A 16,356-nucleotide genomic window follows, 5' to 3' on the forward strand; every position below is an offset into this window, starting at 1 on the left:
CCTAGGAGAGAGAGGCGCATGTGTTGGAGTCTGCGTTGAGGCCGAACGAAGATGTATCTAATCGAATGCACTACCGTATCTGGAAAGATACAGTTTGTTCGCAGAAATCCATTGCGATATGCGAACTGTCTCTATGCTGAATCACAGAATGGTCAGCGACGGGATATAGCGGGACCGGACGGTTCCATGTTCTTCGGAGACGGCTCGCTTGCTGCCGAAAAGATGTTTAGCGAGGACAGGATCAGGATACAGCCCAGAAGGGTTTTTAGCAGTGAGGCTGAGACAATGCCGATCATGGCGGCGCCGGCAATAGAGCCGATGACCGACCCGATTCCCATCGGAATCACCATCTCCATCACATCGTTGTCATGGTAGCGTCCCTGCTTCCAATACCGGAATAATCCGACAAAGATTGTTACTGAGCTAATGAGAAGACTGGCGGTACCCGCTTCCTTGATTCCCAGGCCGAAGACGAGAATCAGCGCCGGGATAATCAATTCGCCTCCCGCGACGCCGAGGAGCGAGCTGATGATTCCGATGATCAGCCCGAATCCGACAGCTAAGGCGGCATTCGCAAGTATTCCTTCCGCCACACGATGGGTCGCAAAGTCAAAGAGCGACTCCGCAATGAGCAGGCCGCCGATCAGGATAAGAAGCACCGCGACGACCTTTTCAAAATGGGAATCATGTAATCGAAGGAGATAGCCCGTGCCGATATAGGCGCCGATCATCGAAGCGACGGCGAAGAGAACCAGGATAGGAAGCAGAGCAAGGACCGGCTCCCCAGCGGTCGTCACACGGGTCGCAGAGGCAGAGACGACGGTTACCAAACTGATCGCGAGATTGATCGGCACCGCGCGCTTCGCCGGATACCCGAACACCCGCATCAGAACCGGCAGTCGAAATTCCGCCCCGCCTAGACCAATCAGTCCTCCCAAGACCGCAATCGGAGCGGCGAGGAGGAAGGCTCTCATGCTGCTATTCGCCCCATCTCTATTCCGCCACGTCCTCGGCGAGCGCTACGGATTTGATGTGCGCATAGACCTGTTGTCCCGGCTTGAGGCCCAAGCCGGCCACTGACTTTCTCGTGATGCTTGCAACCAAGGGACAGCCGATATCCAACCGGATATCCACCGTCGATTGGTCCACTTCCTGGATCTCCACCACGGTGGCTGGAAGGACATTCAACGCGCTGGTCTGATGCCCGGCCTGTCCGACCGACAGACTGACATCGCTGGATAATATATGAACCCGCAAGGGATCGCCGATATTCAGTGATTGAAGCGGTACGTAGAGGGACTGCCGGTTGAATTCGAGACGAGTCAGGCCGAACTCCCGCTCATGACCGGCCACAGCCGTGTCGATGACCGAACCGATTAAATGCGGCCCCAGGTATCGATGTAAATCCAGACGCGAAAAGACCTCGTTCAGAGGCCCAGTCGCGATGCCCTTGCCGTTCCGCAACAGCACCACGATTTGTGCAAGCTGAAGAATTTCATGGAGGGAATGGGTGACATAGAGGATGGGAATCTTTAGTTCCTTATACAGCCGTTGAATGAACGGCATGATTTCCCGCTTGCGCTGACTGTCCAGCGACGAGAGCGGCTCATCAAGGAGCAACAGCTTGGGGCTGGTCAACAAAGCACGGCCGATCGCGACTCGCTGTTGCTCGCCGCCGGACAGTTTATGGGGACGCCGATCCAGCAGGGCCGCAATGCCCAAGACCTCGACCACCTGATCGACCGACAGCCGCCGTTCGCCGACCGGTGTGCGGTTGAACCCATAGACGAGATTTGATCGGACGCTGAGGTGCGGAAACAATCTTGGCTCTTGAAAAACATACCCGATGGGGCGGCTGGAGATCGGTTCGTACAAGTTGCGGCTCTCATCCTGCCACACGTCGTCACCGACCTGCATGAAACCGGTCGGTGATCGCTCGAGTCCGGCGAGACAACGAAGGAGCGTGGTTTTTCCGGAGCCTGATTGCCCGAACACGGCGGTGATGCCGGCCGCCGGCACATCGAACTCGACGTGGAGATGGAAGTTCGGGTACGAGACGTCGAACCGTCCGATGAGCCGGCTCATGACACGTGGAGAGGAAATTTGCGGTTCACGATGTACACACCGAGCAGAACCAGAAAGGAAAAGAGCAACATGGCGGCCGAGATGATATGCGCCTGCGTGTACTCCATCACTTCCACGTGATCGAATACCGTGGTCGAAAGGACGCGTGTTTTTCCCGGAATCGACCCGCCGACCATGAGCACCACGCCGAATTCGCCCATGGTATGGGCAAAGCCCAAGACGATGCCGGACACATACCCGCGAATCGCCATGGGAGACGCGACCGTCAAAAACGCGTCGAAGCGGGATGCCCGCAGGGACCATGCGGCTTCCAGCGGCGCCTTGCCGACCGCTTCGAAGGCCGCATGCAACGGCTGGATGACAAACGGCATCGAATAAAAGGCCGATCCGATCACCAGCCCCCAAAAGGTGAACGCCAAGGTCAGGCCGGTGAAATGTCCGATGGGGCCATAAGGTCCCAACGCGACCAATATATAAAAACCAAGAACGGTCGGAGGCAACACGATCGGGAGGGCGACTAAGGCTTCCACAACCACCCGGAAGCGCGATCGCGTATGGGCCAGCCACCAGGCGAGGGGCGTGCCGACAATAAGCAGCACCAGCACCGTGGCGCCGGACAAACGCAGGGTCACCCAGAGGGCGCTCCAATCCAGATCACTCAGCATGATATCGGGCGCCTCCCTGCCTTCATTTTTTCACATCATACCCGTACCGCTCAATAATCTGAAGCCCTTGGGGGCCGCGCATGAATTCCACCAAAGCTTTGGCGGCAGGATTATTCTGTCCTTTTGTCAGCAACACCACGTCCTGCGCGATGGGTTCATGGAGAGACGTTGGGACATCCCACCGGCTCCCTCTTCCCTTCAACGCGGGATCGAGCACCTGAGACAGGGCCAGAAAGCCGAGTTCCGCATTGCCCGAATCAATAAACCCGCTGGTCTGGCCGAGGTTTTCGCCCTGCACAATTTTCGGCTGCAGCCGATCCCAGACGTTGAGTTTCATCATGGCCTGCATGGCGGCGGTGCCGTAGGGCGCGGTCTTGGGATTCGCCATGGCGAGGTGCCTGAAAGTTTCGGACCGCAATGTCTCCTCTCCCTTCACCAACTCCGGGTTCGGGCTCCACAACACCAGCCGGCCGACGGCATAGGTGAATCGGCTGCCCTTCACGCCGAGCCCTTCTTCCTCGAGCAGCTTCGGCCGCTCGTCATCAGCGGAAAAAAAGACTTCGAAGGGAGCGCCGTTCTTGATCTGCGCGTAAAATTTCCCGCTGGAGCCGGCACTGAGTTGCGCCGTATGACCCGTCGCTTTCTGAAATTCCACCGCGATCTCCTTAAAAGGCGGGACGAAGTTCGCCGCGACTGCAACCTGCACCTGGCCGGCATGCGCCGGTGCGCCGGACAGACCTATCCAGGCGATGAACCCCGCGATTGTACCTACCATCCGGAGCATAGAAGGAACCTCCTTGCATCGGTCAAAGATAAAGGTCAGACTACTTTGATACGGGACGTGGTTTACTTGGGCGTCTCAGCAGTCCCTCACTCGATGAGGCGGATGCTAGCATAGTTATATATTATTTATCTATTATTGACGCTCGAATCAGGTCTCAGATATAGTGCCATCGACACTTTTGCACATGTTTTGTATGCAGGTGAGTATGCGTGCTGCCAGAAATTAACGCGGGCATCCGGCGCAGTTAACGAACCTGTAACGCCACGCCGCTATCTACCGCGCTGTTGAAGAATAGTTGTGCAGCAGATCGTTCGCTGGTCCCGGACCTCACGGAGATTTCATGGCCTTCTTGGTGTGTTTGGGTTAATCTAAGCCCTAGGGATTTCCTTACAGTGATGCCTCTCGTATCGCCTCCACCCCAATGCTGACTCGCGCCGCCCTGAAGAATCCCTATGCCCTCTTCGCCCTCTGCATGATCGCACTCGTGCTCGGAACCGTATCCTATAAAAAGATGCGGGTGGACATCTTCCCCGAAATCAAGCTCCCGACCATCCTCGTGACGACCTTCTATCGCGGCTTGAGTCCGGCTGAGATGGAAGGGGCCATCACCCTGAAGCTCGAACAACGATTGATTGAAGCCAGCTATATCGAGCACATTGAATCGCAGTCTCTGGCGGGGATGAGTTATATCAAGGTCTTTTTTCAGCCGGAGTACGGCATCGATGCGGCGCAGGCTGAGATCACGAGCCTCGCCTACAACGTGATCAGACTTCTCCCTCCCGGCGTGTTCCCTCCGTCGGTCTTCAAATTCGGGGCCTCCAGTCTTCCCATCGGCCTGCTCTCGGTGAGCAGCGACCGTCTGACCGCCAAACAGATGCGCGACCTGGCCTACTTTACGGTCCGCAATCAGATTGCAAGCGTGCCCGGCATCGCGTTCGGCTCGCCTTTGGGCGGGCAAGTGCGCCAAATTACCGTCTTCCTTGACCAACAACAAATGCTGGCGCGAGGCGTTTCTCCTTCCGAGGTCGTCAAGGCCATTAACTCGCAAAGCGTCATCATCCCGTCGGGCGATATCAAAATCGGCGATCTCGACTACTACGTCTATTCCAACAGCCTCATCGACGTAGTGGACAAAATCAATGACATCCCGATCAAGATCGTGAACGGTACGCCGGTCTTCGTCCGAGATATCGGCACCGCGGCGGACTCGGCGGCCATTCAAACCTCGGTCGTGCGCGTAAACGGCCGGGAATCGACCTACATTCCGATCACCCGCCAGGAAGGCGCGAACACATTGGAAGTGGCGGACGGGATCAAAGCGCGTCTCCCGAGCCTGACGGAAATTCCCGCCGGAACGGCGGTGAAATACATCTACGATCAATCGCTCTACATTCGGCAAGCCATCGCCAATTTGCAAAAGGAAGGGCTGTTGGGCGCCGGACTTGCCGGTTTGATGATTTTCTTGTTCCTTCGCAGTGTGAAGGCGGCGTTGGTCGTCGGCCTGGCCATTCCACTGTCATTGACGGCGGCGCTGGTCGCGCTCTACTTAAACGGCCAAACGGTCAACATCATGACCCTCGGCGGTCTGGCGCTCGTAATCGGGACCTTGCTCGACAACAACATCGTGGTGCAGGAGAATCTTCATCGCCATCTGGAAATGGGGAAGGACGGGCGATCAGCCGCCGAAGACAGCGCGACCGAATTGACCGTGCCGATCCTGGTAGCCACGATTTGTATTTTGATCGTCTATCTGCCGATCGTGTTCTTCAGCGGCATTATCAAGTATCTCTTCGTGCCGTTGGCCTTGACCGTCGCCTTTGCCATGCTGGCGGACTATGCGGTCTCCATGACGGTAACGCCGGTGATTCTCGCTCGCCTCTATCAAGGCGGCCACGGCGCCGACACAGAGGGCGCAGTAAACGCAGGATGGTTCCGTTACGTGCTTGCCGGCTACGAGCAACTCCTGCGGGCCGGTCTGCGGTTTAAGGGGCTGGTGATGGTAGTAGCGCTCGTTGCGCTGCTCGGGACCGGCTTTCTGCTCCTTCCACGACTCCCGACCGAGTTTTTTCCCAAGATTGACGCCGGCAATTTCACCATGCTGGTAACGGCGCCCGAGGGAACCAGAATCGAGAAGACCACCGCCATCGTGGCGCAGATCGAGCAACTGGTCCAGAACACCATCCCCGATCAGGAACTCGAGCAGGTGATTTCCAATACCGGCTTCTACTATGGGGACGCGGCCCGCTTCGCACCCAACACGGGAAACCATACGGCGTTTGTGCTGGTCAATTTGGTCACGGGACATGAGACTTCCACCGCTGAATACATCGGCCGACTGCGCGATAGACTCAAAGCCGAATTGCCTGGCATCGACGTGGCATTTCAGACGGGCGGAATCATCAGCGATGTGCTGAATTTCGGTCTTCGCGCCCCAATCGATATCCAGGTGCGGGGGCCGCAGCTCAATGTCCTCCGTCCGGTGGCGGAAGAGATTCAACAGAAGGTGGCAGGGATTCCGAATACTGCGGATGTCCGCATCAAGCAAGGAAAGGCCTATCCGGAACTGCACATCGATGTGGACCGGACCAAAGCCGCGTACTACGGGCTGACACAGGACCGCGTCATCGTCGATGTTATTACGGGCATCAGCTCCAACATCGCCCTGTCGCCGAACTATTGGCTCGATCCGAAGACCGCGAACGGCTACTATCTGCTGGCGCAGTACCCTGAGCAGTCGCTCACCAGCACCGAAGATCTCTTGAATATTCCGATTATCGGAGCAAGAACTCCTCTGTTGCCGACCGCAAGCCTGACGCCGGCCGGGGCGGGCGGATCCATACTGGCGCTTCAGAACACGCCGTTTGCCGGCCGCGCGCTGGATATGTCGAACGGCTTCTACGCGGGCGGCGATGAGCGTCGCGGCCCGCCCGTCTTGCTTCGCGACGTCGCTTCTCTCAAGTTCAAGACCGGTCCGGATTCGGTGGACCATTATGATCTCTCGCGACTGGTCGATGTGCTGGTGACGCCGGTCGGGAACGATCTCGGAAAAGTCGCGCGCGACATTGAGGCGGTGCTCGCCGGCATCTCGTTGCCCAAGGACGTGACGATTGACCTGCGCGGAGAAGTCGCGAACATGCGGGCTGCGATCGACAACTTCGTCTTGGCCTTGCCGCTGGCCGTGCTTTTGATCTATCTCGTCATGGTGGGACTCTTCCGATCGCTGATCGATCCCTTGATCATCCTTCTGGCGGTTCCTCTCGGATTGATCGGGACCGTGCTGACCCTGTACCTCACCAACACATCGGTGAACGTCGAATCCATGATCGGCACATTGATGATGATGGGCATCGTCGTGTCGAACAGCATCTTATTGGTGGACTTTGCGCACCGCATGGTACGGGCCGGAGCGACCGTTGAAACGGCCGTGTTGGAGGCTGGAAGACGCCGCATCCGACCGATTCTCATGACGGCGCTGGCAACGATCCTTGGACTATTTCCGCTCGCTCTCGGCTTCGGTGAAGGGAACGAGACGATGGTTCCGTTGGCCCGGGCGGTCGTCGGAGGCCTGGCGGTCAGCACGGTCATGACATTACTCGTGGTTCCCGTCATCCATAGTCTGGTCCTCGGGCGCCATACTCATCACAAACTTTCCTCGACACCCACGGCCATAGCGGAGAAGCCTTAGATGAATGAAGCCGATAAGCAAAAGGAGACGCTCCCGGCCTACCGGCGGTGGAGCACCTTTTTGGTGGGCGGAATGCTGATCCTGATCGCCATCGCCGCATATCTTCACTTCCATGGCCCGGACAACGGCATCTCCTCACCCCCGCCGGTCACTCATCCGGAGTCGTCTTCCGGCGCCGCCCAATCCCCGCCAAATGAAAACCGACCGATCGATGTGCAGATCGCCAAACCAATACGCCGGGATTTGGTCTACACCATCACGCTTCCCGCAAACATCGCCCCGCTCTATCAAACTACTCTGTACGCCAAAGTCTCGGGCTATTTGAAGTGGATCGGCCCGGACAAAGGCGACCTGGTCAAGAAAGGCCAAGTCTTGGCGATCATCGACGCACCGGAAGTGGAAGAGCAGTACCATCAGGCGGTTTCGGATTACAAAATCAAGAAGCTCACGTACGAGCGGCTAGCGAAGGTCTGGAAAGACTCGCCGGATGTCATCGCCAAGCAGGATGTGGACGTAGCCGAAGCCGCCTCCCAGGGAGCCCAGCACTCGATGGAGCAACGGGAAGTGCTGCGGGCCTACACAAAAGTCCGCGCTCCGTACGACGGGACGATCACCGCGCGCTTCGCCGACCCCGGTGCGCTGATCCAAGTCGCCACCGCGTCGGCCACGGGGGCCATTCCATTGTTTACCATCATGGATCTCAACACGGTTCGTGTCTATACCAACGTCCCGCAAGACGACAGTAGCTGGATCGTCCCCGGCCGGACGAAGGCGTCTCTTATCCTGAAGGAGCCGGCCGGCCGTACTTTCACCGGTACGGTCACGCGGACCACCTTGGCCCTGGATCCTTCGACGCGAAGTCTCTTGGTCGAGATCGATCTGCCTAATCCCGATCATGTGCTTCGTCCCGGCACATTCGCGGAAGTCGCGCTCGGGCTTCGTGAAATTCCGCAGGCTCTGGTGCTGCCACCCCAGGCCGTCAACGGAAGCGCATCGGGGCAATCGGTGTTCGTCATCGAGCAGGGGCGGGCCAAAGCGATCCCGATCCGCACAGGCATCACCGACGGCCGCTGGGTTGAGGTCACGTCCGGATTATCCGGGGGGGAAGATGTGGTCGTGGTCGGCAAACAGAAGCTGCTCGATGGGGTGCCGGTACTGGCATCGCCCTTTCGCCTTCCCGACGCGAAACCCGGACAACAGAAATTTGAACGGCGCTCCGCGGCGCTTCCTCCCCCGGCCCCGACTTCATCACGATAACCACCAACCACCGCCCACGAAGAGGAGATGTCTATGGAACGATCTCTGTTACGGTCACCTGTTCATTGCGCCTCCGTGTTGTTGTTCCTCTTGTTTCTCTTGCCCGCCCATCTGAACGCCCAATCCTCCACAAAGGCCGACCAATCCGGACGAGGGCGATTTCTCGGCCTGCAACATGCCCTTGAATTGGCGCTGACGAATCATCCCCTTTTGCAGGAAGCGTCCGCCAACTTGAAAGCTTCCGAGGCAAGGACGGAGCAGGCCCGTTCCCTGTACTATCCGCAGGTCTATGCCAATGCCAATACGGTGGCCGGAGCCGGGCGGTCCAATCCGAGATTTATGATCGGAGGAGGACTCCTTCAAGAGAATCAGACGGCGTTTGCAGGCGGCCTCATCGCCAACCAGCGGATCTACGATTTCGGCTATACGCAGAATCTGGTGGAATCGAATCAATTGGCTCAGCGGGCGCAACATGAAGATATCAATGCGCGCCGCGCCTTCGTGACGATGAATGTGCAGCGCAGCTACCTCAACAGTTTAAAGCGGCGCCGGCTGGTTCAGATCGCTGAAGAGACGGTGCGGGAACGAGGCGTGATCGCCACGCAGATTGAAGCCTTGCACCGGCAACAGCTCAAGTCGAAATTGGACTTCGACCTGGTGCATGTGGAGCTGGTCAACGCCGAATCTCTCCTGGTGAAGAGCCGCAACGATCTCAGGGCCAGCTTCGCCGATTTGAATCGTGCCATCGGGTTCGCCGGATCCAACGAATACGTGCTGGAGGATGTGTCGACGGATGTGCGGAGCACGAAAGCGTTGAACGATTTGATCAACGACAGCCTGTCTCATCCTGAACTGAAACGAGCGAAGGAACAGACGGCGTCGGCCGACGCCCGTATGCGCGCGGCCAAGCGGCAATTCCTTCCGACCGTGTCAGCCATCGCCAGCGGCGGAACCTATGACCCGTTTGATCCGCGCCAGAATCAGCAGACCGGCGGCTGGTGGACGGCCGGCGCATTGGTCTCTATGCCGCTCTTCACGGGATTCCTGATCGAAAACCAAGTGTCGGAAGCCAGAGCGCAAAAAGACGCGGCCGACGCCGCGACGGTGAATGTGGAACAAGCGTTGACTCAACAAGTCACCACCGCCTATCTCGACACAGTGACGTTTGCTCAACAGATCAAACTGGCCGAGGAACAGGTGAAGACCGCGCAGGAAGCCCTGCAGCTCGCCAAGCAGCGTTACAAGCTCGGCCTCGGCTCGGTGGTGGAGGTTACGCAATCCGAAGTCGCGGTCACCGCCGCCCAGACCCGGCTGGCCGACGCTCAGTATGATTATAAAATCGCCGAGGTGACGCTGGCCTATGCGACGGGCGGCGTGTCCTTATCGGCAGCCGGTCCCGCGTCTTCCGTGTTCGAGGGACCCGCGATAGAGTATCCGGGGGCAAGTGATACCATGCCTGAGCGGAAATACTAGAACCTATCTCCAATGGTTGTCTCTGCGATGAACCACTGGGTGAAATTTCCGACTACACCCAGCCGATAATATGTTCCACACACCGGACGGCTTTCGTGCTCATTCCTCAATGCGAGTAATAGCTTGGCCGCTTTCGTCATGCAAATCTTGCATCTTCGGCTCCATCGCTGAAACTGCAGCTTCAGCGAGGGATGCAACGCGCAGGCCGGTTCCGGACGGAATGAACGCTTCGACCAGTATCGTTCCAGAACTAAACTCCAGGGCGCCACCACTGACCCATATCTTCCAGTAAAAGGTGTGGTCGCCGGCCGGAAGTTTGATCGCGAACATGGATCCAAAATTCACCCACTGTTGCGCATGCTGAACGGTCACTCGTCGCAGGGAGTCGGTCCACATCACATTCGGAGCGACTTGATTGTAGAAGCCGGTCGTGAATGTAAGTGGTACAGCTTGGAGGCTTCGCACACTAGAATTAGCTGAGATATGGATTTCCATTGGTTGATCGAGGCGAAGTTTCACCTCTAGAATGTTGCTGTTTGCGTTGACGTGCTTTGCCGGCGTCCATGGAAACTGGGCTGATGACCCGGGAACACCGAGGATCGCAGCTGCAGCACAGTCAGACGGGCGCGGAATCTTTCGAGAGTCGGCTGCGGCTTGTAGCTCCTTCTGATGAGACGAACATGTACCCAAATTTCCATCGGTGTCGTCTGCCAGGAAACTCAAGTATACGGCATCCGGAATGTGAGAAGGATTCGCCGCCGCCGCCGCTATTATTAATTGCCCAGCTATATGGAAGGCTCCATCTTCAGAGAACGTTTTCTTAAGCTGCTGGACGAGTTCCCAGGTAAAGCCGGCGTATCTTCGACCGATTTGATGGACTCCCTCTCCGGACGATGGGGGCCACAGTATAAGATCGGTCGCTGGGCGAAGACATGTCCCCGCTCCAAAGAAATCCCGCCCAAGGCAAGACTGCCTTGTTCCAAGTATGGCCATCGCATCTCCATAACCTTCGCTGTATCCTCCGTCAAGGATGCCGCCTTTCTGGTGATCAATTCCATGACCATACTCATGAAGCACAACATCCGCATAAGCCGTATTTGGGCACCCACCACCGGCTCGAAAGAAATTAATCGAAGAAAAATCATAGAATGCGTTGCACGAAGCATTAATATTTACGCGCGTTGGTAGAGCTGCCAACTCTCCCGGAGCTAGAATGCTGTCCGCAAGACGATGCGCCGCATTCGTCCAGTAAAAAGCTGTGACCTGTGAAAACTCAAACTCGCTTGATGCACCGAAATTCAAGTCAATAGGGCTGACCGGGGTTCCGTTCTGCGTCGTGTTCATCACGGTACCGGCCATATTCTGGATAACAGCATTAGGACCGCTTAAGTTTGCGGTGATCGTTGCGTTCCCCGTACCGCTTGGGAACCCATATCGGCCGTCTTCCGCCGTAATCTGGGTGCCACCGCCTCCGCCGGTGCGGGCCAGCTCAAGATCACCCAGTGGACGATTTGCCGTCGTTTGAAGCGACGAATTTGGCCACAGCGTGCCGGACCCGGTGCCGAAATGCGTATGATAAATCGTATTTTCTTTATTAAGTACCTTCGGCTCGCCGACAGCCCCGACCCAGTAACGCCAACCACGTGGATTGGTTAAAGACCCTGATTCGACAATGAAGGTCCATGTCAGGTGGCCCATTTGCCGGTCATCAACCCAAATCTCCAGTTTGGGATCATTCACCTTAGCATCCTCGAGTGACGCGTCCTGCTTGGCAACCTCAATGGCCTTTTTCGCCGGCACAGTCGGTTCGGTTGCATCAACTTTTGCCGGCACATTCCTCTCTCGTGTTGCCAAAAGGCGCCCATCATTGCTTACGATGGCTAAGTAGTCGGCACCTTTAGATAGAGCGACGCCTTTATACGCGAGGGGATAGAGGATGATGGATTTCTCTGTGGAAGCTGGTTCCTCCTCAGTCTCTGTTCCGCGTCGTGACTTGCGATTTGGATCCAATGCCCCGGGCATGTCATGCATGACCCGGCTGGCGGCGCCCTCCTTTAATGTGAAACCTTCGGGAAGCCTTGATTGAATTTCTGCTGCCGCGGCGAAACCTAAGGCCGTCCCCCTCATACCGCGACGTGCCCCGGGTAGCTCTACACCGCCACTGATGGATTCATATTTGGACTGCAACCTTCCGCCGTTTGGATAGCCTTGTTCTGAGGCGGGTGCCCCGGCAAGCGGGGTCTGTGGAACTTCTGATAGCGATGTGTCGATGAACACAACCGGAGCGAACGATACTTGTACCAACGCGACCGTACTTATGAGTAGTTTCCTATTCATCTCATAACTCCTCTTCGACAGCTTCAGCAATTTAAAGAAACCGTAGAACCTAATTTCGAGCGTGCACGAGTGCCAATATTCCAAGCGCTATTTTGAGGAGCTTTGTTTTAGCGCTAGACGGGTCATCCTGACCGGCAGCGTCTTCCAGGCTTTGTCCCGGCTCGAGCATTAACGTCGAGGTCTTATTACCAAACGTGATGCTGACCCGGCGCGGATTGATGTGTACCTGGTTCTTTATGTCGGCAGGGAGTCCCAGAAAGTCTTCGCGTGCGAGAAGATGTCCAAGGGATGCAATTTCGTCCGCGTTGAGTCTTCTCATCGGGTACGGATCATCGGTTCGTTCGTTAACAAAACGATAACGCTCGACATTTCCTTCACGTGCTATTTTCCAGATGGTCCCGGTAATTCCTGCAAAGCCTTCCTGTCCGTCCTTTAACTCCAGTGATCCGCTTAACTCTCCGTTTGGAGTAATGAAAACATTTCTTTCATCCGCGCTCATAGCTAAATTAACAATAGCGCAACACAGCATGACAGCGATCAGCATTCGCATGCGTATACTGCTTCTCAGCAGCCTCCGTAGTTGATGATAGGCCTGCAAGGCACATACCGTTAGAGTCCCGCGGCCAATATATGTTAGGGAATTGAAAATCCATGCAAACGTATCTGTTGCAATTCTGCATGATTGAGATGCTGGACCAAAACCTGCCTGTTCTCTAAGTTGCCTCGTACAGGTCTAAATAGCGTGACCAGCGTTCACCGTCCAGTATCAAAACCGATACATTCTTTATCATTTTGGATACAGCGTGAGTCACCAAAAAATGCGCTCTGGTTTAGGAGCCGCGGCGTCGTCCCCATTAACATGACACGCTGTGCAATTCATACTTGCCACGGCACTTGTTGTGCTGCGCTCCCGGCAGCAACGGCGGCGGATGAATCACGCCGTTTGGGCATCTGTTTGCTCTTGATTTAGCGGCAAGGAAGCGCGAGATTGGGAGTGCTAAGATGTGAATCGGCGTGACATGCTCGGCGTAACCCCTCGAGAGGTTGAAGATGAGGATCGTTGTTGTCCTGCTTATGCTTTCCCTTGTGTTCTTACCAGCGGTGAGTGATGCCCGCTGTCGGACAATCCAGGAAAGTGCCAGCCTCGGATCTGAGAAGGGCACATTCCCTCTGTACCCGGCCGAACGCCTCGTGCAGATCGGCGAGCAACGGGATAATCCGGTTTTGATGTGGACAGGCTACATCATTGGGGTGCCGCTCTTTGTCCCGGCGGCGGCGACCGCCATGCTCGGGGCCGGTGTCGGCGCCCTCGCTCATCCTTGGACCAAGTGCATCGAAACGGACGAGCAGCGAATGCCGGAATGGCAGGCGGTCAAGGCGTTGGCGAAGTCGCAGGAATGAAAAACGATCGCACACCGCGGTTCAGTTCGATAACGGATCAGCCCGAGCAACTCTCCTGTATAACTCTTCGAGCCATCGTCGCGCAGTATCACTCTTGAAGAGACAATTCTGCAAGCCGCCATCCGGAGGTGCATACCATCCGGAGATACATACAATGTAGTCCAAAGATAAACAAACGGCTTTCCATAACGGCAGCTCCACAACTCTCACAACGCCATAGCCCTCGCTAACGAACGTCCTCTCGTCCGCCATTTTTTACGGTGTGCGGGTACCGTGCACTTGGCCGGCCTCTTTACCGCCTCATGTCGGTCTTCTTGGTCCTCTTGCTTTTCTTGGCCCGCTTGGTTTTCTTGGTCTTCACGCCGGCCGGAGGCGCGTCCAGTGCCTTAAAGACGGCTGTCAGCGGCCTGCCTTGTACCCGTTTGATGTCCGCGCGAACGGTATCGATGGCGGCCCTGAGTTTCTGGCTGGCAAGCTTTCGCACGACCGCAAGGGCCTCGTCGGTCTCGTCGAGATCCCTCTTCGTAACCTTTCGTGGCAGAACCTCATCGTGCTTCGAGAAGAAACGGCCGGCAATACGCAAGAGCGCGGCTCCGGCCTCCCGTGCCGCCTTGTTATTGATGACCAACCCGACCAGCTCCGGGGAATGCGCGCGGAGCATCCCTTCGTACCGAACTCCCGCGGCCGGTTTCAGCATGTACTGGTCCCGGAACTTTCGCATCGCGCGCAACGGAAAGAGTGCATCGATGAGCGCCTGTATGGCGTCGGCCGGACAGAGCGTCTCGAGCAGGCATTCCATGAGGCCGGCCGAGACTTCCGTGATCACATTGTTCTTCTCTGTGTCGGACGGTTGAAACTCCCTGGCGGTCTCCAGCGTGAAGCCGAGGATGCGGCGCCGCCCCGTATCGACGAAGTGGCGCGCATAGGCGTAGTCATGCGTCGTGGCGCTTGTGGGATAGAGGGCGATTCCTTGCTGCGCGGTGTAGACGCGTCCGCGGACGCCCGCGATGGCATCGCGAATCCGCTCGGCCATGATGACGTGATCATGCAGATCACCGGCCGGAATGTATTCCTTATAGCCGCTGCCCGCGATTCCGCGCTGACCATCGAACGCCGGATTCAGGAAATTCTGGTTGGGATCCGTGGTCTGGTTCTCGTCGTCGCCCCAGGGATACAGGACCAGCTCGCTGTAGGAGTGGATGTCGATCAAACAGGCTATGTTGCTAAAATTATCGATCATCCAACGCACGTTGCGTGTTTCCGGCTCCGAAAACGCGCCCGGGCCCTTGAAGACGTCGGTACAGGCATTACTGCTCGTGCCGATACCGCTCGACCAGAGAAAGTCATAGTTGCGGTTGAGATCAACACCGCGGCATGCGAAGCCGGGATGATTCGAACGGTTCTTGCGCCACCACGGGTCGCCGCCGGGCATCAGGCAGAAATGGCGGCCGTCGGGATTGACAAGAGGCAACATGAAGATGTCGAGGCCACTGACCACGGTTTGGATGGCGGAAGGCTCGAAGACCTTGGGCCCGAAGGTCAGGCCGGTATTATTGGTGTAGGCGTCGCAGAGCCGCAGCGTAAAACTCAGCACCGTCTCAGGATTCACGAGCTCGCGCGCATGGGTGCCGCCCAGAAACAGCACACCGGTGCGATTGGAGCCGGCTCCGTGCGCGACCTTCAAGGCCCTGATCGGCCGACCTTCGACCGAGGGCTCAGGCAAGGCAATGATCTGAGTGATGGCCGGATAGGTGCCGGCGATGTGATCGAGCGCAGCCGAAATGGCCCCGACTGACAGATAGGGCATGGATCGACCTCATGTCTTTCACGTACGAAAATAGCAGCTGCCGCACTGCACGAACTATTTGTGACGCCCGGGCTTCTTGGTTGTCTTCTTGGCGGCGTCCCGCTCCCGGGTCACTTCATTCTGCATCCCCTGCAACCATTGGGAAAACTCGGCGGGACTCTCGGCGCCGCGAGAGCGATTCGCGGCGGCATCCACCACATGTACCCGGTAACCCGCTTTCACGACCGTCTCGATTTCGGCCATGGTCAGGAGTCCATCGATGGAGAATGGAAACTCCTTGTCTCGGTCGGACCGTTTCGCCGTCTGCGGAAAGACATCGAGCTCGAATTGTTGCAGCGACCGCATGGCGTCGGCGTCGCGAGCAAACACCGCGACGAAATAGCGCTCCATTTCCTGCTCGTTACGTGCCATGGTTCCCTAATTCCCCGGTGCTTGCTCTCCGGTGGACTGATGAGGTTTGACCTTTGCCGAGAAGATCCATTCGCCTTGGTCCTGGCCTTCGACGACTACTGTTTGCCCTTCATACTCCTCCAGACGCATCTCGGCGTTCTCGGGGGGCATTGTGGCAAACACCGGGATGGTGGTCAGGCGTTTCCGTCGAGATTCATCCGGCCCCAGCGGCTGAAATTTTCCCTCTTTGACGATGCCGACATATTCCTTCACAAGCCGTTCCTCCTGAACAAAGTTTTCCGCACGTGATGGACTCAGAAAGGGCCCGACTAGACAACCGGTCACGACACACATTGCCGCGAACTGTATGGCAGATCGTCCCAAACTGTCATCGCCTGATCGCACAATCGAGGCGGGACATGTGGCTATCGTCCCACCCCGACTGTTCATGCGAAGTTCCTCCGTCTGATTG

At 57.0% G+C, this 16,356-nt stretch carries 13 protein-coding genes; 4 read left to right on the forward strand and 9 right to left on the reverse strand.

Annotated elements, in window-relative coordinates; translation table 11 throughout:
• Positions 1-152: 152 nt before the first annotated feature.
• From ACWGXE_RS13790 to modA, 4 genes are read right to left on the reverse strand one after another with little or no spacing between them, the layout of a single operon-like run.
• Positions 153-974, reverse strand: coding sequence for a sulfite exporter TauE/SafE family protein (locus ACWGXE_RS13790; RefSeq protein ID WP_447598377.1), 822 nt, complete (start codon positions 972-974; stop codon positions 153-155).
• 19 nt (positions 975-993) lie between these two features.
• On the reverse strand, positions 994-2,085 hold the full coding sequence (modC, locus tag ACWGXE_RS13795; protein WP_447598379.1) for a molybdenum ABC transporter ATP-binding protein: 1,092 nt from the start codon (positions 2,083-2,085) through the stop codon (positions 994-996).
• Complete coding sequence (gene modB, locus ACWGXE_RS13800) at positions 2,082-2,753, reverse strand: molybdate ABC transporter permease subunit (protein WP_447603742.1); 672 nt, start codon at positions 2,751-2,753, stop codon at positions 2,082-2,084. Before modB ends, modC begins: the two co-directional genes overlap by 4 nt.
• A gap of 19 nt (positions 2,754-2,772) precedes the next feature.
• A complete protein-coding gene (gene modA / locus ACWGXE_RS13805) occupies positions 2,773-3,534 on the reverse strand; it encodes a molybdate ABC transporter substrate-binding protein (protein ID WP_447598380.1) in 762 nt (253 codons plus the stop codon).
• A gap of 421 nt (positions 3,535-3,955) precedes the next feature.
• Here modA and ACWGXE_RS13810 point away from each other — a divergent pair, with 421 nt between their 5' ends.
• From ACWGXE_RS13810 to ACWGXE_RS13820, 3 genes are read left to right on the forward strand one after another with little or no spacing between them, the layout of a single operon-like run.
• Complete coding sequence (locus ACWGXE_RS13810) at positions 3,956-7,219, forward strand: efflux RND transporter permease subunit (protein WP_447598382.1); 3,264 nt, start codon at positions 3,956-3,958, stop codon at positions 7,217-7,219.
• Positions 7,220-8,476 (forward strand): efflux RND transporter periplasmic adaptor subunit, encoded by a 1,257-nt coding sequence (locus tag ACWGXE_RS13815; RefSeq protein ID WP_447598383.1) that lies wholly within the window; start codon positions 7,220-7,222, stop codon positions 8,474-8,476.
• 33 nt (positions 8,477-8,509) lie between these two features.
• Positions 8,510-9,949 (forward strand): TolC family protein, encoded by a 1,440-nt coding sequence (locus ACWGXE_RS13820; RefSeq protein WP_447598384.1) that lies wholly within the window; start codon positions 8,510-8,512, stop codon positions 9,947-9,949.
• A 99-nt stretch (positions 9,950-10,048) separates the two neighbouring features.
• Here the strand turns inward: ACWGXE_RS13820 and ACWGXE_RS13825 are convergent, their stop codons facing one another.
• Positions 10,049-12,286, reverse strand: a complete 2,238-nt coding sequence (locus tag ACWGXE_RS13825; RefSeq protein ID WP_447598385.1) for a hypothetical protein — start codon at positions 12,284-12,286, stop codon at positions 10,049-10,051.
• Between the two features lie 49 nt (positions 12,287-12,335).
• Entirely contained in the window at positions 12,336-12,836 is a 501-nt protein-coding gene (locus tag ACWGXE_RS13830) for a hypothetical protein (protein ID WP_447598387.1), read from the reverse strand.
• A gap of 500 nt (positions 12,837-13,336) precedes the next feature.
• On the opposite strand from ACWGXE_RS13830, the gene ACWGXE_RS13835 reads away from it, so the two are divergent.
• Positions 13,337-13,687, forward strand: a complete 351-nt coding sequence (locus tag ACWGXE_RS13835; RefSeq protein WP_447598388.1) for a hypothetical protein — start codon at positions 13,337-13,339, stop codon at positions 13,685-13,687.
• A 292-nt stretch (positions 13,688-13,979) separates the two neighbouring features.
• On the opposite strand, the gene ACWGXE_RS13840 is transcribed toward ACWGXE_RS13835, so the two are convergent.
• The 3 genes from ACWGXE_RS13840 to ACWGXE_RS13850 are packed head-to-tail and all read right to left on the reverse strand — an operon-like array spanning position 13,980 to position 16,334.
• Positions 13,980-15,494, reverse strand: a complete 1,515-nt coding sequence (locus tag ACWGXE_RS13840; protein ID WP_447598390.1) for a M14 family zinc carboxypeptidase — start codon at positions 15,492-15,494, stop codon at positions 13,980-13,982.
• A 54-nt stretch (positions 15,495-15,548) separates the two neighbouring features.
• Positions 15,549-15,905 (reverse strand): hypothetical protein, encoded by a 357-nt coding sequence (locus ACWGXE_RS13845; protein ID WP_447598391.1) that lies wholly within the window; start codon positions 15,903-15,905, stop codon positions 15,549-15,551.
• A gap of 6 nt (positions 15,906-15,911) precedes the next feature.
• Positions 15,912-16,334, reverse strand: a complete 423-nt coding sequence (locus tag ACWGXE_RS13850; protein ID WP_447598392.1) for a hypothetical protein — start codon at positions 16,332-16,334, stop codon at positions 15,912-15,914.
• Between the last annotated feature and the right edge of the window lie 22 nt (positions 16,335-16,356).

It is taken from the genome of Nitrospira sp. Nam80 (genome assembly GCF_965152575.1).